The organism is Bacillus sp. FSL K6-2861, assembly GCF_038630725.1.
Taxonomy (GTDB): Bacteria; Bacillota; Bacilli; order Bacillales; family Bacillaceae; genus Bacillus; species Bacillus velezensis.
The window spans coordinates 2,260,974-2,279,827 of the sequence record NZ_CP152037.1; the positions used below are offsets into that span (position 1 = coordinate 2,260,974).

Annotated in this window: 24 protein-coding genes; 7 read left to right on the forward strand and 17 right to left on the reverse strand. The window is 46.4% G+C overall.

Translation table 11 applies throughout. The features are described from left to right. Nucleotides 1-42: 42 nt before the first annotated feature. A complete protein-coding gene (locus NYE62_RS10995) occupies nt 43-243 on the forward strand; it encodes a DUF3311 domain-containing protein (protein WP_003153716.1) in 201 nt (66 codons plus the stop codon). Continuing rightward, nucleotides 243-1,733, forward strand: a complete 1,491-nt coding sequence (locus tag NYE62_RS11000; RefSeq protein WP_061860634.1) for a sodium:solute symporter — start codon at nt 243-245, stop codon at nt 1,731-1,733. Before NYE62_RS10995 ends, NYE62_RS11000 begins: the two co-directional genes overlap by 1 nt. A 33-nt stretch (nt 1,734-1,766) precedes the next feature. On the opposite strand, the gene NYE62_RS11005 is transcribed toward NYE62_RS11000, so the two are convergent. Both NYE62_RS11005 and bglA read right to left on the reverse strand, forming a co-directional pair. Further along, the gene (locus NYE62_RS11005; RefSeq protein WP_342496949.1) at nt 1,767-3,245 is read right to left on the reverse strand and encodes a glycoside hydrolase family 30 beta sandwich domain-containing protein; all 1,479 of its coding nucleotides are present in this window, start codon (nt 3,243-3,245) and stop codon (nt 1,767-1,769) included. A gap of 147 nt (nt 3,246-3,392) precedes the next feature. Continuing rightward, nucleotides 3,393-4,835 carry a 6-phospho-beta-glucosidase BglA gene (gene bglA / locus NYE62_RS11010; RefSeq protein WP_032873380.1) on the reverse strand — a complete coding sequence of 481 codons (1,443 nt, stop codon included), beginning with the start codon at nt 4,833-4,835 and terminating at the stop codon, nt 3,393-3,395. A 249-nt stretch (nt 4,836-5,084) separates the two neighbouring features. Here bglA and NYE62_RS11015 point away from each other — a divergent pair, with 249 nt between their 5' ends. After that, complete coding sequence (locus NYE62_RS11015) at nt 5,085-5,810, forward strand: GntR family transcriptional regulator (protein WP_015417645.1); 726 nt, start codon at nt 5,085-5,087, stop codon at nt 5,808-5,810. A gap of 60 nt (nt 5,811-5,870) precedes the next feature. Here the strand turns inward: NYE62_RS11015 and NYE62_RS11020 are convergent, their stop codons facing one another. Next, nucleotides 5,871-7,274: a S41 family peptidase gene (locus tag NYE62_RS11020; protein WP_144464423.1), complete on the reverse strand. Its 1,404-nt coding sequence runs from the start codon at nt 7,272-7,274 to the stop codon at nt 5,871-5,873. A gap of 146 nt (nt 7,275-7,420) precedes the next feature. On the opposite strand from NYE62_RS11020, the gene NYE62_RS11025 reads away from it, so the two are divergent. Further along, complete coding sequence (locus tag NYE62_RS11025; RefSeq protein WP_007407947.1) at nt 7,421-8,122, forward strand: class I SAM-dependent methyltransferase; 702 nt, start codon at nt 7,421-7,423, stop codon at nt 8,120-8,122. A 92-nt stretch (nt 8,123-8,214) separates the two neighbouring features. Further along, nucleotides 8,215-8,475 (forward strand): hypothetical protein, encoded by a 261-nt coding sequence (locus tag NYE62_RS11030; protein WP_121984824.1) that lies wholly within the window; start codon nt 8,215-8,217, stop codon nt 8,473-8,475. A gap of 43 nt (nt 8,476-8,518) precedes the next feature. Here NYE62_RS11030 and NYE62_RS11035 read toward each other — a convergent pair whose 3' ends face one another. Both NYE62_RS11035 and deoD read right to left on the reverse strand, forming a co-directional pair. Then, nucleotides 8,519-9,337, reverse strand: a complete 819-nt coding sequence (locus tag NYE62_RS11035; protein WP_007407945.1) for a M15 family metallopeptidase — start codon at nt 9,335-9,337, stop codon at nt 8,519-8,521. An 83-nt stretch (nt 9,338-9,420) separates the two neighbouring features. Further along, entirely contained in the window at nt 9,421-10,119 is a 699-nt protein-coding gene (gene deoD / locus NYE62_RS11040) for a purine-nucleoside phosphorylase (RefSeq protein WP_003153702.1), read from the reverse strand. A gap of 136 nt (nt 10,120-10,255) precedes the next feature. Between deoD and NYE62_RS11045 the strand changes: the two genes are divergently transcribed. After that, the gene (locus tag NYE62_RS11045; protein WP_003153701.1) at nt 10,256-10,381 is read left to right on the forward strand and encodes a hypothetical protein; all 126 of its coding nucleotides are present in this window, start codon (nt 10,256-10,258) and stop codon (nt 10,379-10,381) included. 54 nt (nt 10,382-10,435) lie between these two features. Here NYE62_RS11045 and NYE62_RS11050 read toward each other — a convergent pair whose 3' ends face one another. The 3 genes from NYE62_RS11050 to NYE62_RS11060 all read right to left on the reverse strand — a co-directional run bounded on the left by NYE62_RS11050 (nt 10,436) and on the right by NYE62_RS11060 (nt 11,674). Next, nucleotides 10,436-10,756 carry a YodL domain-containing protein gene (locus tag NYE62_RS11050; protein WP_003153700.1) on the reverse strand — a complete coding sequence of 107 codons (321 nt, stop codon included), beginning with the start codon at nt 10,754-10,756 and terminating at the stop codon, nt 10,436-10,438. A 59-nt stretch (nt 10,757-10,815) separates the two neighbouring features. Beyond that, entirely contained in the window at nt 10,816-11,427 is a 612-nt protein-coding gene (locus NYE62_RS11055; RefSeq protein ID WP_144664649.1) for a phosphatase PAP2 family protein, read from the reverse strand. Nucleotides 11,428-11,500: 73 nt separating this feature from the next. After that, nucleotides 11,501-11,674 (reverse strand): YozD family protein, encoded by a 174-nt coding sequence (locus NYE62_RS11060; protein ID WP_003153696.1) that lies wholly within the window; start codon nt 11,672-11,674, stop codon nt 11,501-11,503. A 117-nt stretch (nt 11,675-11,791) separates the two neighbouring features. Between NYE62_RS11060 and NYE62_RS11065 the strand changes: the two genes are divergently transcribed. After that, a complete protein-coding gene (locus NYE62_RS11065) occupies nt 11,792-11,935 on the forward strand; it encodes a hypothetical protein (RefSeq protein WP_007407942.1) in 144 nt (47 codons plus the stop codon). On the opposite strand, the gene NYE62_RS11070 is transcribed toward NYE62_RS11065, so the two are convergent. The 9 genes from NYE62_RS11070 to NYE62_RS11110 all read right to left on the reverse strand — a co-directional run bounded on the left by NYE62_RS11070 (nt 11,932) and on the right by NYE62_RS11110 (nt 18,849). Then, nucleotides 11,932-12,612 carry a hypothetical protein gene (locus NYE62_RS11070; RefSeq protein WP_003153690.1) on the reverse strand — a complete coding sequence of 227 codons (681 nt, stop codon included), beginning with the start codon at nt 12,610-12,612 and terminating at the stop codon, nt 11,932-11,934. The two genes, NYE62_RS11065 and NYE62_RS11070, sit on opposite strands and share 4 nt — an antisense overlap. A 248-nt stretch (nt 12,613-12,860) precedes the next feature. Further along, complete coding sequence (locus tag NYE62_RS11075; protein WP_144664648.1) at nt 12,861-13,067, reverse strand: hypothetical protein; 207 nt, start codon at nt 13,065-13,067, stop codon at nt 12,861-12,863. A gap of 312 nt (nt 13,068-13,379) precedes the next feature. After that, nucleotides 13,380-13,604, reverse strand: a complete 225-nt coding sequence (locus NYE62_RS11080; RefSeq protein WP_007407941.1) for a YozE family protein — start codon at nt 13,602-13,604, stop codon at nt 13,380-13,382. A gap of 74 nt (nt 13,605-13,678) precedes the next feature. Next, entirely contained in the window at nt 13,679-13,957 is a 279-nt protein-coding gene (locus NYE62_RS11085) for a YokU family protein (protein ID WP_122504071.1), read from the reverse strand. Continuing rightward, nucleotides 13,954-15,375, reverse strand: a complete 1,422-nt coding sequence (gene ablA / locus NYE62_RS11090; RefSeq protein WP_031379013.1) for a lysine 2,3-aminomutase — start codon at nt 15,373-15,375, stop codon at nt 13,954-13,956. Before ablA ends, NYE62_RS11085 begins: the two co-directional genes overlap by 4 nt. Further along, nucleotides 15,372-16,244: a putative beta-lysine N-acetyltransferase gene (ablB, locus tag NYE62_RS11095; RefSeq protein WP_052827562.1), complete on the reverse strand. Its 873-nt coding sequence runs from the start codon at nt 16,242-16,244 to the stop codon at nt 15,372-15,374. The genes ablA and ablB overlap by 4 nt, the downstream gene beginning before the upstream one ends. Beyond that, complete coding sequence (locus tag NYE62_RS11100; protein ID WP_095284598.1) at nt 16,207-17,514, reverse strand: peptidase; 1,308 nt, start codon at nt 17,512-17,514, stop codon at nt 16,207-16,209. Before NYE62_RS11100 ends, ablB begins: the two co-directional genes overlap by 38 nt. Beyond that, nucleotides 17,480-18,175: a 3-oxoacid CoA-transferase subunit B gene (locus NYE62_RS11105; RefSeq protein ID WP_144664647.1), complete on the reverse strand. Its 696-nt coding sequence runs from the start codon at nt 18,173-18,175 to the stop codon at nt 17,480-17,482. Before NYE62_RS11105 ends, NYE62_RS11100 begins: the two co-directional genes overlap by 35 nt. Then, nucleotides 18,160-18,849 carry a CoA transferase subunit A gene (locus NYE62_RS11110; protein ID WP_144664646.1) on the reverse strand — a complete coding sequence of 230 codons (690 nt, stop codon included), beginning with the start codon at nt 18,847-18,849 and terminating at the stop codon, nt 18,160-18,162. Before NYE62_RS11110 ends, NYE62_RS11105 begins: the two co-directional genes overlap by 16 nt. Between the last annotated feature and the right edge of the window lie 5 nt (nt 18,850-18,854).

The following is an 18,854-nucleotide window of genomic DNA, read 5'->3' on the forward strand; positions in this document are numbered from 1 at the left end:
TGCTATGATAAGGAGCATTATCAAGTTTCAGGAGGAAAGTAAATGGTCAGAAAAGCACTAATTTTCGTTCTCATCTTAATCCCTTTCAGCCAGCTGGCCCTGCTGTCAGTCGCTAATCGGGTTCATCCGATCATTATCGGGCTGCCTTTTTTTCATTTCTGGCTGCTTTTATGGATCGCAGTCACTCCATTATGTTCGTTTCTTATTTATAGGCTGCAGAAGAAACAAGGAGGACTGGACTGATGCCCGCAAATATAACAGCATTGATCATTACAGCCGTCATCGTTTTAACCGTTGTCTGTATCGGCTTTATAGCCGGGAGAGACAAATCATCACGCACTTCTGTTGAGGAATGGTCTGTCGGCGGCAGACGGTTCGGGGGGCTCCTCGTCTGGTTTTTAGTCGGCGCGGATCTCTATACGGCTTATACGTTTTTAGGCTTAACAAGCACTGCCTACACAGGGGGAAGCGTTGCTTTTTTTGCAATCCCGTATTCTGTTTTGGCGTATTTTATCGCGTATTTCTTTCTGCCGAAGCTGTGGAAAGTGGCAAAAATACACAAATTAACGACGCTTGCCGATTATGCCCGTGAGCGTTTTGACAGTAAACTTTTGGCCAGTCTTGTCGCCATTGTCGGCGTTCTTATGCTCATTCCTTATATTTGTCTCCAGCTGAGCGGAATTCAAGATACGCTTCAGGTGGCCGGAACGGGTGTCATTAATGTCAATATGGTCGTCATCATCTCTTTTATTCTTGTAGCGCTGTATACTTTTTTCAGCGGAATTAAAGGGCCGACGTTTACGGCGATTATTAAAGACATTCTCGTGTGGGTGATTATGCTGTTTATGGTCGTGTCACTCCCGCTGATCCATTTTCACGGCTGGACGCCGATGATTCACACTTTGGCTGAAAAAGCGCCGCAAATGCTGACGATTCCGGACTCGGGGCCGAAAGGAATTCCTTGGTTTATCACAGCTTCCATCGTATCTGCGCTGGCGCTCTTTATGTGGGCGCATGCGGCAACCGGCGTATTTACGGCAAAAAGCGCAGATGCCGTCCGCAAAAACAGCATGTTTCTGCCGCTTTATAATATTGTTTTGATTCTTGTTATTTTTCTCGGCTTTATCGCGTTTCTTGTCCTGCCGGAAGATACCAATCCGCGGCTCGCTTTATTGAAGCTGATTCAAACGTCTTACGGCGGAGTCGCGCAGGGCTTTGCTTACTCCACGATTGCTCTTGCGTCATTGATTCCCTGCTCTATCATGGCCATCGGAGCATCAAACTTATTTGCGAATAACTTATATCGGGATTTGATTCACCCGAATGTGTCACCAAGCAAGCTGACGATGATCACCCGTTCAATGGTATTTGTCGTCATCGGGCTCGCGCTTTTATTCGGCATGCTGTTCCCGACTGCGCTCGTTACCCTTCAGCTTCTCGGTGTTTCCGGCATGGTTCAGATCTTTCCGGCTATCGCCGTCAGTCTGTTTTGGAAGAATCAAACGAAAGAAGCGACAATTATCGGTCTTCTCGTCGGTCTTATCGTGACATTCACGGTAAATATCACCCAATCCGCCCACGGTATATATGAAGGCTTTTGGGGTTTGACCGCTAACATGGCAGCCGTTATTATCCTCAACCCGTTTTTTGTAAAAAAAGCGGCTTCAAACGCCGTCAAAGACGGTTTATTCAATAAAGCGCCTTCTGATGAACTGAACCAAAAAGGCGCTTAACAGAAAGAAGCCGGCACGTAAATGTGCCGGTTTTTACTTTTTCCGCTTCCATTTGTAGGTAGCCACGGTTTTAGCCGGGATGACGGCTTCAAACTGCCGATTTTCTGAAACGACATGGAATTTTTGATCGGCGGATGTCTGGTTGATTACGACTGTCACAATGGATTGATCAGGATTAAGGAACGATACATTCGAGACTGTGTTTTTGGAGCCGTAATTACTTTCTATCCGCTTTGCTCCCCGGTCGATAAATTTTGAGAAGTTGCCTGTCATATGAAAGATCGGGATATTCCAATAGCGGTCAGGGTTTTTGGCATCCTGAATAAACAGCGTCGGGTCCGGGGTGCCTATCCAATGATGCGTCTTGATTTGACTGTCGAGCATCGTCACCCACGCATTGTAGCTCGACGCGCCGTTGCGGAAATACTGCGCGATCCGGTCCGCCCCTGCCGTCCCCCAGACAGACCGCTCCGTTAAGTGAATAGATTGATCAGGATATCTCTTTCCGATTTCCGACATGACGGAAAGGTCACCGTCATAATCGTGAAAAGCGATGCCGTCTGCCGCCCGGTTTCCTTTTTTATCATCTAAAATCGGCGGAATATAGTTCCACGCCCCGCTCGCATTGTGATCATAAATCCAAATTTTCGTGTCAATTACGTGTTTTTTCATTTCTTTTTTTAAGGCCAGTGCCAGTTTGCGCTGCTGAGACGGCGGCATATACATGCTCGGATAGTCGATTTCCAGCAAAGGTTCATTTTGAAGGGTCATGGCATAAATCGGAATTCCTTGCTTTTCGTACGCCTCAATAAATTTGCGGAAGTAAACGGCCAGTTCGCCGATATATTTATCTTTCAGCTTTCCCCGCTTGAGGTTTTCATTCGTTTTCATCCAAGCCGGCGGGCTCCACGGCGAGGCAATGATTTTCAGTTCCGGATTTATCGCCAGGGCTTCCTTGATGGTTGCTGTAATGTGTAAATCAATATCCTTTTGGATCGAGAAATGACGGAGCTTAGGATCTGTTTGGCCTTCAGGCATATCGTCATACGTATAAAATTCCTGTGCCGTAAAATCAGATGTCCCGATCGTTATGCGCATAACGTCCATGCCGATACCCTCTTTGGGATCAACCAGTTTTTTCAGCACTTCCTTTCTTTTTGCGGGTGTCATTTTTGACAAATTATGGATTGTGGATTCTTCCAGGGACGATCCTACGCCTAACACACTTTGATAGCGGCGCGACGGATCAATATACACAGCGGCGGAGTCAGAAGCCTTCTTTTTTGTCAATGTAAGCGGTGTTTGTTCGTCTAAGGCGTATTTCACTTCTAGCGGCCCGTCATACCACGTACGGGAAGCCGGATCTTTTTCAGAACTGAACCACACCCTTACTTTGTTTTTGTCTGAAGCCTTCCGATCAGCCGCATACACTTCGGTTTCCATGCTGCTTGATATGAAAAAGAAAAACATAAGAAAAACCAGCGTCATGTGCAGACCTTTTTTAAAAAACATGAACCACCATCCCTTTCCTTATTTTTATAAGCGATTCTAAATGAAAAGCCGGACAGTCACCTCCTTCCCGCTTAAATGAATGCGCTTTCAAAATTACTGATAAAAAGCCGGCTTCACACGACGGTGAAGCCTTCCCTTTTTACACCTTTAGGATACATATGAACCGTTTGTTTCAATCACTTTTTTATACCATTCAAATGAGTCTTTCTTAAGCCGCCTCATTGAACCGTTGCCTTCATTATCCCGATCAACATAAATCATGCCGTAGCGTTTTTTCATTTCTCCGGTTGTAAATGACACGATATCAATAATTCCCCATGGTGTATAGCCCATTACATCCACACCATCATATGTGATTGCTTTTTTCAAAGCTTTTATATGTGACGATAAATATTCAATTCTTGCTGTGTCATGAATTGAACCGTCCTCTTCTAATGTGTCGATGGCACCGAATCCGTTTTCCACGATAAATAATGGAATCTGATAGCGGTCGTATAAGCGGTTTAATGTGTACCGTAAACCGGTCGGGTCAATCGCCCAGCCCCAATCACTCGCTGTAATATAAGGATTGTCCACGCCGTTTGGCAATCCTCCGTTTACGACATCCCCGGTATTATCGTTTGATACATCACTTTTTACGGTTGTAGACATGTAATAGCTGAATCCGAGGTAGTCCACTCGGCCGTTTTTCAAAATCTCTTCATCACCGTCTTCAAAGTGTATCTGATAGCCTTCTCTTTCAAATTCTTTTAACGCATAGCTTGGATAATATCCGCGAACCTGCACGTCCGGGAAGAAAAAACGCTGTCTCATCGTTTCTTCAGCCAGCATCACATCATCGGGATGAGATGAGTACGGGTAAATCGGAACATGTGATACCATGGCGCCGATCCTGAACTCGGGATTGATTTTCCTTCCCTTCGAAACAGCCAATGCGCTTGCCAGCAGTTCGTGATGGCCGGCCTGATACATGACTTCTTTTGCGTTTTCGTTTTCTTTGACGGCGACGCCCGAGTTCGTCCATAAAAAGATCGGATTATTCACATCCATCTTATTATTGATTTCGTTAAACGTCATCCAATACTTCACCTTATGTTTATAGCGTTCAAAACACACTTCAGCGAATTTCACAAAAAATCCGACTGTTTTTCTGTTTCTGAAACCGCCGTATTCCCTCGCCAAATGGAGCGGCATCTCAAAATGTGACAACGTGATTACCGGTTCAATCCCATGTTTCAGCAATTCATCAAACACCCGGTCGTAAAAAGCCAATCCTTCCTCATTGGGCTCGGCTTCATCACCTTTAGGAAAAATTCTGCTCCAGCCGATGGACGTTCTTAAACATTTCAGACCCAGCTCGCTGAATAATGCGATGTCTTCTTTATAACGATGATAAAAATCGATCGCTTCATGATTCGGATAAAATTCCCGCTCTTCAATTGTATCTGTTATTTTCCGGGGCACACCATGCGCGCCTGCCGTCATGACGTCCACTACACTCGGCCCCTTGCCGCCTTTATTCCATCCCCCTTCAAATTGGTGGGCGGCCAGAGCGCCTCCCCATAAAAAATCTTTTGGCAATGTCCCCATCGTTTATATCCTCCTTTATTTGACTGCCGCTTGCATGCCGAATAAATGCACTGCAGCCGCTTCAAGCATCCGCTTCGCAAGTGCAGAAGAATTCCTGCCTTTATTTTCATATTATACGTTTACATTATAATTGTACCGGTATAATTTATCAATACATAAACAATTATAGTTAATTTACGAAATGGCTTTTAAAAACGATTATGCTATAATTCTGAAAGAAGCGGGACAATAAATGAATGAGGAATGTATATGTTAAAATACCAGCAAATCGCGATAGATATTGAAAAATACATAGAAGAACATCAGCTGCAGCAAGGGGATAAACTGCCTGTGCTGCAAACCTTAATGACCCGGTTTAACGTGAGCAAAAGCACGATCACCAAGTCCTTAGATTTATTAGAAAAAAAGGGGATTGTGTTTCAAGTGAGGGGAAGCGGCATTTTTGTCAGACGGAATAAAAGAAAAGGGTATATCAGTCTGCTTTCTAATCAGGGATTTAAAGAATCACTTGAAGATTTTAATGTCACTTCCAAATTATTAGCGCTGGAAGTGAGAAAACCCACGCCTGAGGCTGCCCAAAATCTGAATATGCCGCCTGACGGCGACGTGTATTATGTCAAGCGAATCCGATATATTGACGGGCTGACATTGTGTATCGAAGAGTCATTTTACAACAAATCGATTATTACGTATTTGAATAAAGAGATCGTGGCAGAATCAATATTTGATTATATTAGAGAAGGTCTCGGGTTAAAGCGCGGTTTTTCAGATTTATATCTGTACGCGGGGATGTTAAATGAGGAAGAAGCGGAGTACTTAGGTCTGTTTACAGGAGCGCCTAAGCTTTGCGTTGAAACGATTTTTCATTTAACCAACGGCCAGCCGTTTGACTTCTCAAAAGTCACCTATCACTATGAGCAATCACAGTTTTTCATTCAGGCGAACAGCCACCTTTTTGAACAGGAAACGACATAAGACGGGCTTTTCGCAAACAGAAAACACCCAATGCGCGTGCGACGCATCGGGTGTTTTTTACTATTTCATATTCTTATTTAATGTTTCAACGGCTTTTTTCATTTGTGTATCGTTGTCCGCAAGCTGTTTTTGCAGATCCGTCATCAATTTTGCCGTTGTGTCTCCCTTTATAATGCCTGTTTGTTTCAGTTTCTCTTTTGCTTGGAATTGTTTAACGGCTTGTTCAAATGCTTTATCATACGTGCCGTTTACTTTCACGCTGTACCCCAGCGCTTTCAGCATTTTTTGCGCATTGGTGACGGTGGTTCCGGAATCCCCGTATTTGTATGTTTTTTTCACATCTAAATACGGCAGGTTTGCATATTCAGGAAGCTTAACCTGATATTGCGGTTTGATGCCTTTTTTATGAATCCACTCTCCGTCCGCTGTGAGCCATTTAGCGATTGTCAATTTAACGGTAGAACCGTCGCTGTAATCTTTTGCCGTCTGCACGGTTCCTTTTCCGAACGTTTTCTCGCCGATCAGCGGAATGCCCGATGATTCATGCAGCGCAGCCGACATGATTTCCGCGGCGCTCGCGGTGCCGTCATTGACGAGGACGACTGTCGGTTTTGTCACTTTGCGCTCTTTCGTCGCTTTCATGACCTCTTTCGTGCCGTCTTTGTATTCGACCTGCATGATATTTTTCCCTTTATCGATAAACATGTTGCTCATTTTGATGGCTTCATCCATCAGTCCGCCCGGGTTGCCCCTTAAATCGAGAATGTATCCTTTCGCTCCTTGTTTTTCGAGGCTGTCAATGGCTGAATTCAGCTCTTTTGCCGTCGATTCGGAGAAGGATGTGATTTGGATTTCGCCGATGTCTCCTTTTTTCATTTCAGAGTACACCGTTTCAACCGGAATGGTGTCACGTTTGATCGACAGGTTCAGATCGCCGACACCCGCTCTGTGCAGCACAAGCTTGACGTTTGTTCCCTTTTTGCCCCGGATTAATGCGACGGCTTCGTTTACATTAAGGCCTTTAACACTTTTGCCGTTGACCTTCAAGATCTGGTCATTCGGTTTAACCCCCGCTTTTTCCGCGGGTGACCCTTTAATCGGCGATACGATCAGGATGCTGCCGTCCTTTTCTTCCACTTGTGCGCCGATGCCTTCAAACGAAGCGGAAATGGTTTCTTCAAAAGACTTTCCTTCCTGCGGGTCCATATAAGAAGAATATGGATCATCCAGGGAACTGATCATGCCTTTTATCGCTCCGTCTACTAATTTGCTGTCATCTGTTTTTTGATAGTAATCACTTTTAATCTGCTCGTAGGCTTTATTGAATTTCTCAAATTTGCTGTTCGTCAAAGCAGCCGAGCCTTGTCCGAAAATGGTCGTATTGCCCGTGATAAACAGCGTAAGCGCCGAGGCTGCGACCGCGGTGATCAATATAATAAAAAACAGTTTAAATTGCCGCTTCAAGAAAACACCACCTTTTTATTCTTACATTATTATCATAGACGAACGCTCATTCGTCAACTTCAAACGTGAGGCGCCCTTCTTTCCCGTTTACCCAAACCTATGCTTTTCTCTCAACATATGCTGAGGAAAAAAGGAGGATTCGGCCTTTGAGCAAATATTTAGAAATGCTGTCCTTATTCGGAGTCGGAGGGGCTCACCCCGGCGGGCTCGCTTTTTCCAAAGCCGTTCTCACAAAAGCGGCTCCTCCTCCTGGCGAACCGATTCTTGACGCCGGCTGCGGAACGGGACAGACGGCCGCTTATCTCGGCCACCTGCTGTATCCCGTCACCTGTGTTGATAAGGACCCCCTTATGCTTGAAAAAGCAGCAAAACGATTTGCCGCTGAAGGCTTAACCATTCCGGGCTATTTGGCGGAGCTTGAGCGGCTTCCGTTTGCTGAAAATCAATTTTCCGCCGTTCTTTCCGAATCAGTTCTCACCTTTTCAAATCTTGATTCATCGCTGTCTGAAATCCTGCGGGTCCTTAAACCCGGGGGTATGCTGATTGGCATTGAAGCTGCTTTACAAAAGCCCATGCCGGAAAACGCCATCACGCAGATAAAAGACTTCTACGGTTTTACCGTATTGCAGGATGAAACGGCATGGAAACAGAGATTGCTTCAGCAAGGCTTTCAGAAAGCGGATTTCATTCCCGCTGTCTATGAAAACAATGCGCAGGAGCCGACTACAGAAATGGATTTATCGCCCGTTATTCAGCCGGTTCACTACGATACGCTGACGGCTCATTACGAGCTTATGCAGACGTACCGTGAATATATGGGACACTGCGCTTTTGTCGCTTACAAGTAAAACGGCAATTGTCCTCCTGTTTTCGTCCAACCTTTTTACCGAACTCTATCATAAGCTGACATAGAAAGATAGGTTGGATAGGAGGAGAAAAGATGCAAAACTATTATCATCTTTGCCGGCAGCACCAGGGAAAAGTAGCAAGAATTACAGAACGAAACGGCAGAGTCCACGTCGGAAGAATCGTACGGGTGACTAACAGCAAAGTGTATATCGCCCCTGTCGGCGGCCGTCACAGAGGATACGGGTTCGGCTATTGGGGAGGCTGGGGAGGCTGGGGAGGCTGGGGAGCAGCCTACGGTATCGGCCTTGGTTTAATTACCGGATTTGCGCTTGGAGGTTTACTCTTCTGGTAATAAAGAAAGCCCGCTTTCTATTTTTCAAGCGGGCTTCTTCTTATTACACTTTCTTTACTTCATTAAAATATTCTTCAAGCGTTAATTGATGGTCATGGATGGCTTTTGCCGCTTTTTTGCCTACATAGCGTAAATGCCATGGTTCATACTCATACTTTGTGACATTTTCTTTGCCTTTAGGATAGCGGATGATAAAGCCGTATTCATACGCATGGTCTTTCACCCATTTGCCGTCCGCCGTGTTTCCGAACGCTTCATTCAGCTCATACCCGTTGCTTTTGCTGGAAATGTCCATGGCAAGCCCCGTCTGGTGTTCGCTTTGGCCTGGATATGCGACGGCTTCTTTCGCCTTTTTTTCACCTTTCAGACTGACTTCATTATCGAAAATAACTTTCTGTCTGTCATAAGAGCGGTATCCTGAAACGGCAACCAGGTCATAACCTTCTTTTTTCCCGGCGCTGAATAGTTCCGCCAAAGCATCGGCGGCAGGTTTGCGGATATATCGTTTCTCGATTTTCTCAGTAAAAGAAAATTCGACTTTCGGGATCACGAGATCATTCGGTTTATAATCTCCCGGCAGCGTGTATGTCTTATTCACGAGCGCAAGTGTATTTGTCGGGTTTTGAATGGTCTCAAGCCCGTTCACTTCTTTAATATCATTAAAATATTTGCTCTCCAATACAAAATCGCTGTTTTCTGCCTTCGTTGTTTTTTTGCTTGATGTGTCATCTGATTGTTTTGTTTCAGCTGCTGTTTTTGTGTCCTTGTGGCTGTCGCCGCCTGAAATGCTGCAGCCGGTTCCCACGATTGCGGTTACGCTGAGAGCGGCAGCGAGCGAGAACCATTTAGTGGATTTCTTCATTTTACACTTACCTTTCTTTTTTTGAATCAGGGCGATGCATAAAGAAGAGGGCTGCTTTAATCAGCAGGACCCTCATCTCAAGTTTACGAAACAGTATGCAGCGCCAGTTTAATCATATCATGAAAAGTCGTTTGACGCTCTTCTGCCGTTGTTTCTTCTCCCGTTAATACGTGATCGCTTACAGTCAGGATAGACAGCGCTTTTTTGCCGTATTTAGCGGCAAGCGTATATAAAGCAGTCGTTTCCATCTCTACGCCGAGGACGCCGTATCTGGCAAGCTTTTCGATTTGGGAGTCTTCATTGTAAAACTGATCGGCGGTGAATACGCTTCCGACCGCTACGGGAAGATTGTTTTTTTGCGCTTCCTGGTACGCTTTATGAAGCAGTTCGAAGTCTGCGCAAGGAGCATAATCTACACTGCCGAAGGCGACACGGTTCATCTGTGAATCCGTTGAAGACGTCATAGCCAAAATCACGTCACGCACCTTCACGTCATTACGGATGGCTCCGCATGAGCCGACTCTGATTAAGTTTTGAACATCATAGCTTTGAATCAGTTCATTCACATAAATAGAGATAGACGGAACACCCATGCCGGTGCCTTGGACTGATACTTTTTTGCCGTTATATGTACCCGTAAATCCGTACATTCCTCTGACTTCATTATAGCATTCCACATTTTCAAGATAAGTTTCCGCAATAAATTTCGCTCGGAGCGGATCTCCCGGCAAAAGCACTGTATCCGCAATTTGGCCTTTTTCTGCGTTTATATGTACACTCATTTCCTTTTCCTCCTGCCTATTCAAACTCCCACCCATTGTACACTGAATAACGGTAAGAGACAATCATCAGCATGATCAGGGCGATCTTGGGCAGAATATGCGGGATGACAAGCCTAAAGAAAAAGGAGTGAACATAATGGGCAAAAAACAGCGCAACCGGGTGACCGGCCAGAAAAAGAACAATCACGTGCCCGTTTCAGACGTCATTGCAGCTGATGAAGCGCATGGAAAAGAGCATTCCGCCGCTAAACGGAAGCCTTAACACTGTCTTTCCCAGACAATACGGAAGCCGGCTGAAGATTCAGCCGGCCCCGTCTTACCTCGGCTGGACGAGCAGCCGGTTAATTTTGCTCCATCCCGCAGGGTTAAGCCTGTAATAGGTCTTTCCTTTTCTTCCTTCGTCTATGAGTATGACATCTCCGGTCGCTATGAATCTGGCTTGATAGTCGTTTGGGACCGTATCAGGCACATTAAAAACAGAAAATGCCCTTTCCAGTGCGTCTTGATGATTGTCAGCGGCCAGCTCTGTCCGATAGACGACCCTGTATCCCTTTTTCTCGCCGTAGCGGGGTGTTTGAAAAATCGTCACATCATAGGCGCAAGTCTTTTTTTTAAACACGGGCAGCGATAACAGCATCAAGATCCCTCCCTCTTATTTCTTAATAGTATTAGCGTTTTTTCTCATTTCTCCTGTCTCTATTTTTGTCGAAACGGATGATACTTTTCGTCAAAGAGCGCAAAAAGCGAAACGAGGCAAAGTCCGAGACTGAATCCGGCAAGCACATCCGTCGGAAAATGCGCGCCTAAATAAATTCTGCTGAATCCGATCAGAATGACGAGAACCCCGGTAAAGACGGTGACGGCCCGTTTTCTTTTCGTAAAAAACGGAACATGCTTGATCAAAAAGTAAGCGATGACGGGATACATCACTGCCGAATTCATGGAGTGGCCGCTCGGAAAACTGTATGAGGTTTCATGGACGAGCGGTTCAAAAGCGGGTCTGGCTCTTTCAATCAATTCTTTTATTTTTATGTTTACAATCCGTTCAATGAGAAAGAGAAGCGGCAAAAAAACAACATCCGGCGTTTTTTTGTACATATACAGAGCCGCGCCTGTCAAAAGAAGAAGCGGCAAAAGCACTGCGGTCGTGCCGAGCTCCGTTATCCATAACATCAATTCATTCAGCCAGGCAGCCCTGATCCTGACAGCCGCTTCTATGACACGCTCATCAAAAATCCGGACGGCTTCTATCCGGATCGCTGCTGCGAGCAGAATAAACAATGCGAAAAGACTTGCTGGCTTGTACAACGTTTTCCCCCCATGTTTCATTCTCCCGAGCTGATTGAAAAAACCGAAGCTTTTTCACTTCGGTTCCGCAGTTTCAGTCTTCATCAAGCTCTTCGTCTATCATACATTTTTCTAATAAATAATCAAAGGTGATGTCGGCTATTTCGAAGATTTCCTCTTCACTCGGTATGTACCCGCGCATAGCAAGCTGACTGTAAAAATAATCAGCTATTTCTTCTGTGTCAATCACAAGATCTATTTCTTTCATGCAAACACCGCCTCCTTTTTTATGTTTTATGAAAAAACCGTTCAAATTATACCCGAAAGTTCTAAACGTTTTGTCCGCTCATATACTTTTAAAAAACAAGCCCCGGAGGGAGAAAAGATGATGACGAAAATGATGGCTTTATTGGACGGAGATGGATTTGATATCGTATTGAAAAAAGTGCTGAAAGGAATGTCGTTTGTCATCTTTGCCGGCTGTCTGCCCTGGTTTTTATATGTCACCGTCCGTTTTTTTGCCGGCTAGCTGAAATGCTCCCGCAGGCTTTCCAACACAAAATTCATCATATCTTTATATTCTTCGTCACCGAACAAATGATAAAGAATCTTATAATCGTTATAAATATCAAGCAGCTCATCTACAATCGATACCGCCAGCACATGCAGGGCATCGGGATCATCAGCATCGCCTTCAAACTGAAGAAGAGCAGACGCGACGGTATCCTCGCCGATCTCATGAGATGCTTCCCCAACATAGTGGACAAACAGCAGCTGATGCACAAACTGATCCATTTCATATTTTCTCAGAACCAGCGTGAGATCCTCTTCCTCCGTTTCAAGCCACTCTCCGTCTTTCAGCCGAGTCAGCTCATAAATAATATCCTCCCAGCCATCCTCTAAATATCTCCATATTTCAGTTCTGTGGCCGATGACACGGAATAATTCCTTTCCGTAGTCCTTTACATATACTACGTCGCCGATCAGAAATTCATATTCAATATCCAATTTTTCCATATCGACGATCACGCCCTCATAATCTTTATAAAGCTGGATGGACGATTCAAAATAAAGCACTTCATTATGATTGACTTCGTAAAGATAATGTTTATCAATTTGATGAACCTTCGTAATGGTGCCGACGGTTCCGTACATCACGACGACCACGATGTCTCCCACTTGAAATTTCGGTTTATCTGGCTTCATGCTGTCTCCCCCTTGCCGCGGACTGTCATACGCTATCGTATGCCGGCCGCCATCATTTCGCATGGGCATGAAAACCACAGGAAATATCTATTTCTGCACCTGTTCAAAATGGCAAAAACCGCAACATGCTTGTGCGTTTTTTCACTTACCGTAACAGAAGCGCCTGATGACATTCCGCTCTCGATCGACTGAGCAGTAACAGTGCTGAGACAAAAAGCGCCTATTTTGAATGAGTTTTTGTTTTTTCTCTACGACGCAAAGGTAAATACCCGGCCCGAAGGCATGTTGACAATATCACCGCCGTGATGTTCAAGATTTGCCGCGAAACACATCATCGAAGGTGTAGGGAGATCCAATTCCGGCTGCATATTTGCAATGGCTTGTTTATCATAAACAACCAAACTCGTTTCGGCTTTCAATGAAGGCACAACTTCAATCCGCTTCAACCTTGTCACATAAAATCCCCTATTCCGTCCAAACGTCAGTGCCTCATCAGTCTTACCTAATGGATCATTTGATTCCCCTCACTTCATTTAAATGTTTGATTATTTCTCCGTGAAAAGCGATTCCTTACCCGGGACCCCGCCGGCAGCAGGCCTGATCCGGTGAACTCTGCAGCTATACATTCTCCTGCCTTATGATACGTGCCGTCAGGAAGATGTGTTTACGTGCTGATCAAAACGGACGGCGTTGCGGGATTTGATCATACGGCACCTCATAAGCGAGTGATTTCAACAGAAAAAAACCGCACAATGTGCGGTTTTTCGTCAGGCGTGATGCACCTCGGTCTCATATTTTTCCCAAGCTTCATCAAATGTCGCCATCGTTTCTAAATAGTCGGCGCTCAGTTCTAAATAAGAACTGAGCTCGTGATAATCGCTTGACGTTTTCGGAAAGCCGTGATCTTCGTATGCCTGATTCGCAAACTGGCTGATTGCGTCCTGCGGCTTGGGATGCCTGTATTTCATCAAATAGTGATAAAAGGATTTCATGGGTTTCCCCTCCTGATGACTGTCTTTTGTTGTACTATTATACAATTCAAGTGTGAAATTACAACAAAAGAAGACTAGGAGAAGTCAAAATAATTCCGTTTCAAGATCCGTTCTGTCCCCATCAGCTCTTGATATGTGAGTGTTTCCGGTAATTTTTTTGCATTGACTAAAAAAAGCTGATTTTCGATTTCCGCTATGACCGCTTCCTCCTGATAAGTCATGCCGCAGGAGGGACAGGCGAATGCGGGTGTTTCTGTAATTTCTATGGCCCTCGTACCGTCAGGAAGCTCCCAGTACACAGCCGCCTGACAAGCTGACGCCTTCTGATTGCCGCACCACTCGCATGGCTTCACGGCGACTCACCTCCGACTTCCGATCCTGCTTTTTGCTCTTTCTTTTGCTGTGCAATAAATTTCTTTTCTTTCAATTCATCTCTTTTTTCCCTGCGGTCTTTCAGCGTTTCATGATCAGGGTTGGATGTAAACGTTTTCCTTCTATCGATCCTCGATACATTTTCCGGTGTGAACGAAACCTCTTTGTCCGCGAAAATGGCGCTCAGTCCGACCGGCTCGCGTTTGGCCATCGTTCCCGGAAAAACAGATTCAAAATAGTCGTCGGCTTGATTCGGGATATAGTTTTCCGGCTCGGGATAAGATGTAATCACCCCTTCGAAGTTTCTGATCACAACTTTCTCCGGACTTTGGGAGAGCAAGTAGTTCGGCTGCAGGGCGATTTTACCGCCTCCGCCCGGGGCGTCGACGACAAAGGTCGGCACGGCAAAGCCCGTTGTGTGGCCTCTCAGTCCTTCAATGATTTCCAGCCCTTTCGACACAGGCGCTCTGAAATGGCCGATCCCCTCTGACAAATCACATTGATAAATATAATACGGACGCACGCGGATTTTCACTAAATCATGCATGAGTTTTTTCATAATCGGCACCGAATCGTTAATGCCTGCTAAAATAACGGCCTGGTTACCGACCGGAACACCTGCGTTAACGAGCTTTTCACACGCCGCAACCGATTCTTCCGTCAGTTCGATGCTCGTATTAAAATGAGTGTTCAGCCAGACCGGATGATACTTTTTCAAAATCTGACAAAGGTTATCTGTTATCCGCTGCGGAAATACGACGGGTGCTCTCGTTCCGATCCGGATAATTTCAAGGTGGGGAATGTCACGCAGGTTTTTTAAAATATATTCCAGAATCTGATCGTTGATTAAAAGCCCGTCTCCGCCGGAAATCAGGCAGTCACGGATTTCCGGCGTTTCCCGAATGTAAGCGATGGCCGCATCAAGCTGTTTTTTCGGCACCCCCATTCCGATCTGTCCGGAAAAACGCCTTCTTGTGCAATATCGGCAATACATGGAGCATTGATTTGTCACCAGAAAAAGAACGCGGTCGGGATAGCGGTGCGTAAGACCGGGAACCGGTGAATCTTCATCTTCAAACAGCGGATCTTCAAGGTCATATTTCGTTTTGTGCATTTCTTCTGACAGCGGCACGGACTGCATGCGGATCGGACATCTCGGGTTATCGGGATCCATTAAAGAAGCATAATAAGGCGTAATGTTCAGGGGAATGGTTTTTACAGACATCCTGACGCCTTCTTCTTCCTCTTCGGTCAAATGAATGACTTTTTTCAGGTCATCGACGGTTCTTACAGTATGGGTGAGCTGCCACAGCCAATCATTCCACTTGTCTTCCGGCACATCTTTCCACAATTCAATCTCCTTCCAATGACGCTTCGGCTGAAACCATTTGTTTGTCAAACGAATTCCTCCTTATGAATGGCCAAACGTAAAGTCTTGCACCATATATTCATATTTTCGAGCCCTTCTGAAATGCGGCAGTTGTTCACAAGCCTGCCTCTGTAGCCGTATCCGGCATGATACAAAACGGCATTCATCCCGTAAGACGCTGCACGGGCCAAGGAAAAAAGATGGATGATTCCCCGGCCCGCGAGTTCCTGCTCCAACGCTTTAAACAAGTGTGCCGTTACGGAGTTCCCCCTGTAATCTGACAGAACCGCGCAATCGGTCATTTCAGCGTGCCCCAATACCGGATTGATATCTGCGCTTGCCGCCCCAATGAGACGATCCTGATCGAATGCGGCATAATAGATGGTGTTTTCTCTCATTGTTTTTTTAATATAAAGGGGATTAAAGACAGGAGTCGGATAGGTAAGAAAAACATGTTTATATAAATGCGTTAAACGGTCTGCATCATCTTCGTCCGCTTTTCTGAACATCAGCGCGCTTTCTGTCTGAGTCAGTCCCCGCCGCGGTGTCTCATATAAACGGTCAACAGTCGAATCTTCTGATACATATGAATCTGACCGTCTCCGTTCCTCTGCTAAATAGCGCACCATCACAACAGCCTCATGCCCGTTGTAATACCCGTCTATGACACCCTCAACAATAAAAAGATGCTTGACAAATTCCGGCTCATCGCCGCGCTTGGCAAAGAAAATTACCTTTTGGGCTCCTTCTTGCTTTGCTTCTGCCAAAACGGCCGGAATAAGCGCCGTGATCTGTCCGTCATAACGAATGACTCTGAGCCGCTCATTGAAACGGTCTGCATCAATCTCGGCCGCTCCCTTTTCAGCCCTCAGTTCCTTTATCAGCTCCGTCACCCCCATCTGCCACCCCGCACCATTCCATGATAAAAAGAGAAATGATTTTGACGGCATCGATTAACGCCCGGATTTCAATGTATTCATTCGCCTGATGCGCCGCCTTGACTTCTCCCGGCCCGAAGACGATGACCGGCGTCTGTCCCGCGTGCTGCAAAAGCCCTCCGTCCGTTCCCCACGGGGACGCTTCACGAACCGGTTTTGCCCCTTTCATTTTCTCAAAAGAAGATTCCAGAGCGGAAATCAGCGGATGCTCATCCGGGAGATCATTCGGAAGCCACTGAGCCCCAAACCATTCTATTTCCGCGGGGTGGTGTTTAAACCATTCATCCCGGTACTCCAAATCTTTCAGCCAGCTTGCCAGCTCTTCTTTTACTGCTTCGGGCGTTTCATCCGGCGCTATTCCGCACCTGCCTTCTATCACCACACGGTCAGCTACCGATGATGGCCACGTTCCCCCTTGGACGGTGCCGATATTAATGGGAACCGGAATCGGAACGTCCCGATAAAGCGGGTCTGTGATACGGGCGTTGCGGACGTGTTCAAGCTCTTTAAGGGCTGTGATGACATGCAGGCTTTTTTCAATGGCGCTCACCCCTTCATAGCGGGTGCCGCCGTGTGCGGACAATCCCCTTACCGTAATGCGGAACCACATAGACCCTTGCTGCTTAACAAACAGCTTTAAATTAGTCGGTTCGGGAATAAGCGCCCCGTCAGCCTTGTAGCCCCTCATAACAGCCGCCAGTGTTCCCGCGCCGCCGCACTCTTCATCTACGACACTTTGAAACAGAACATCTCCTTTTAATGTAATCCCGCAGGCTTCAAGCGCTTCTAACGCAAACAAGAGGGCTGTATTGCCGCCTTTCATATCCGTTGACCCGCGGCCGTAAACTTTGCCGTCCTTTTCAACAGCGGTAAACGGTTCATACGTCCATGCGGCGGGATTTCCTTCCGGGACAACATCAATATGCCCGTTCAGTATCAGTGATCTTCCGCCCCCGGCCCCTTTCTTTACAGCTGTGATATTCGGGCTTTCATGGAAGTCTTCGCGTTCCGATACGAAATAAGGATGCTCTTTCAAATGTTTGACACTCGGCTCCCATACATCAATATCCATGTCAAACTGTCTCAGTTTTTCTAAAACGACTGCCTGTGCGTTAAATTCATGGCCGAACGTGCTTTTTTCCCCGATCAGCCGTTTCAGCAAGCTTACCGCTTTTGCTGTGTTTTCTTCCGCCCACTCAGTGACTTTCTTTTCTAATTGATCCATGGACAGGCCCCCTTTTAAGAAAAAATTCTCCCAATCTGACCTCGGCATCCGTTGTTTGAATGACATCGTCTATGGTCGTGCCATTCAGCAGTTCCTCAAGAACAAAAGCCCCATCATCTATGCTGATGACGGCTTTCTCTGTAATGATGAGATCTGCACAGCCCGCTGCTGTAAGCGGCAACGAACAGCTTTCGACAAGCTTCGGCCGGCCTTTCTGATCGGTGTGGCTCATGACGACAACCACTTTTTTCGCGCCTTGGGCAAGCTCCATCGCCCCGCCCATTCCGGGCACTTTTTTCCCCGGCACGAGCCAATTGGCGAGATCACCTGTCCTGCTGACTTGGAGCGCGCCTAAAATGGTAATATCTATCAGCCCTTTTCTGATCATGGCAAAAGACAGAGCTGAATCAAAATAGGAAGCTCCCTTAACTGTACTGACAGGAAATCCGGCCGCATTGCATAAAAGCTCATCCTCCTCTCCGCGCTCCGGACTGCCGCCGATCCCGAGGACGCCGTTTTCCGCCTGCAGCATTACCTCCATGCCGGCCGGCAGAAAATTCGGCACTAAAGAAGGAATGCCGATCCCCAAGTTGACGATCATTCCTGAGGTAACTTCACTGGCGGCCCGCCTCGCGATACTCTCTCTTTCCGCTATTCCCAAGCCCATCTCCACTTCACTCCTTCACTTTGCACGACACCCTCCACGAAAACGCCCGGCGTTACAATATGCTCGCTGTCAAGTTCGCCGGCAGGCACAATCTCTTCCGCCTCGGCAAATGTTCTTTCGGCCGCGGCAGCCATCAGAGGGTTCATGTTGCGCGCCGTTTTGTCAAACGTCAGATTCCCGAATTCATCAGCAGTATGCGCCGACACAAAAGCAAAGTCAGCCGTCAGCGCTTTTTCAACTAAATAGGACTTTCCGTCAATCGTTACGGTTTCTTTGTTTTCACAAACGGTTGCGTTATCAATGCCGATATCAGTTAAAATACCGCCTAGCCCCGCTCCGCCTGCGCGAATCCGTTCAGCAAGCGTCCCTTGCGGCGAAAATTCCACCTCAAGCACTCCGTCAGTCATTTGTCTGCCTGCGACAGGATTTGAGCCGATATGGGAAGCGATCAGCCTTTTTACCCGCTTATGAACGATAAGCGGACCGATGCCGATTTCCGGAAATCCGGCATCATTGCAGATGACGGTCAGCTCTTTAACGCCGCTTTCCAAAATCGCTTCGATTAATGACGGAGGTGAACCCACTCCCCCAAAACCGCCGAACATGATGACAGATTCGTCCTTGACATCGGCAATTGCTTCATGAATATCGATTTTTTTATGAAAAATAGACATATCAG

Coding starts and splice junctions, on each gene's coding strand:
- NYE62_RS10995 (WP_003153716.1), top strand. CDS start 43: ATGGTCAGAAAAGCACTAATTTTCGTTCTCATCTTAATCCCTTTCAGC.
- NYE62_RS11000 (WP_061860634.1), top strand. CDS start 243: ATGCCCGCAAATATAACAGCATTGATCATTACAGCCGTCATCGTTTTA.
- NYE62_RS11005 (WP_342496949.1), bottom strand. CDS start 3,245: ATGTTTTTTAAAAAAGGTCTGCACATGACGCTGGTTTTTCTTATGTTT.
- bglA (WP_032873380.1), bottom strand. CDS start 4,835: ATGGGGACATTGCCAAAAGATTTTTTATGGGGAGGCGCTCTGGCCGCC.
- NYE62_RS11015 (WP_015417645.1), top strand. CDS start 5,085: ATGTTAAAATACCAGCAAATCGCGATAGATATTGAAAAATACATAGAA.
- NYE62_RS11030 (WP_121984824.1), top strand. CDS start 8,215: ATGCAAAACTATTATCATCTTTGCCGGCAGCACCAGGGAAAAGTAGCA.
- NYE62_RS11035 (WP_007407945.1), bottom strand. CDS start 9,337: ATGAAGAAATCCACTAAATGGTTCTCGCTCGCTGCCGCTCTCAGCGTA.
- deoD (WP_003153702.1), bottom strand. CDS start 10,119: ATGAGTGTACATATAAACGCAGAAAAAGGCCAAATTGCGGATACAGTG.
- NYE62_RS11045 (WP_003153701.1), top strand. CDS start 10,256: ATGGGCAAAAAACAGCGCAACCGGGTGACCGGCCAGAAAAAGAACAAT.
- NYE62_RS11050 (WP_003153700.1), bottom strand. CDS start 10,756: ATGCTGTTATCGCTGCCCGTGTTTAAAAAAAAGACTTGCGCCTATGAT.
- NYE62_RS11060 (WP_003153696.1), bottom strand. CDS start 11,674: ATGAAAGAAATAGATCTTGTGATTGACACAGAAGAAATAGCTGATTAT.
- NYE62_RS11065 (WP_007407942.1), top strand. CDS start 11,792: ATGATGACGAAAATGATGGCTTTATTGGACGGAGATGGATTTGATATC.
- NYE62_RS11070 (WP_003153690.1), bottom strand. CDS start 12,612: ATGAAGCCAGATAAACCGAAATTTCAAGTGGGAGACATCGTGGTCGTC.
- NYE62_RS11080 (WP_007407941.1), bottom strand. CDS start 13,604: ATGAAATCCTTTTATCACTATTTGATGAAATACAGGCATCCCAAGCCG.
- ablB (WP_052827562.1), bottom strand. CDS start 16,244: ATGGGGGTGACGGAGCTGATAAAGGAACTGAGGGCTGAAAAGGGAGCG.
- NYE62_RS11105 (WP_144664647.1), bottom strand. CDS start 18,175: ATGGGCTTGGGAATAGCGGAAAGAGAGAGTATCGCGAGGCGGGCCGCC.
- NYE62_RS11110 (WP_144664646.1), bottom strand. CDS start 18,849: ATGTCTATTTTTCATAAAAAAATCGATATTCATGAAGCAATTGCCGAT.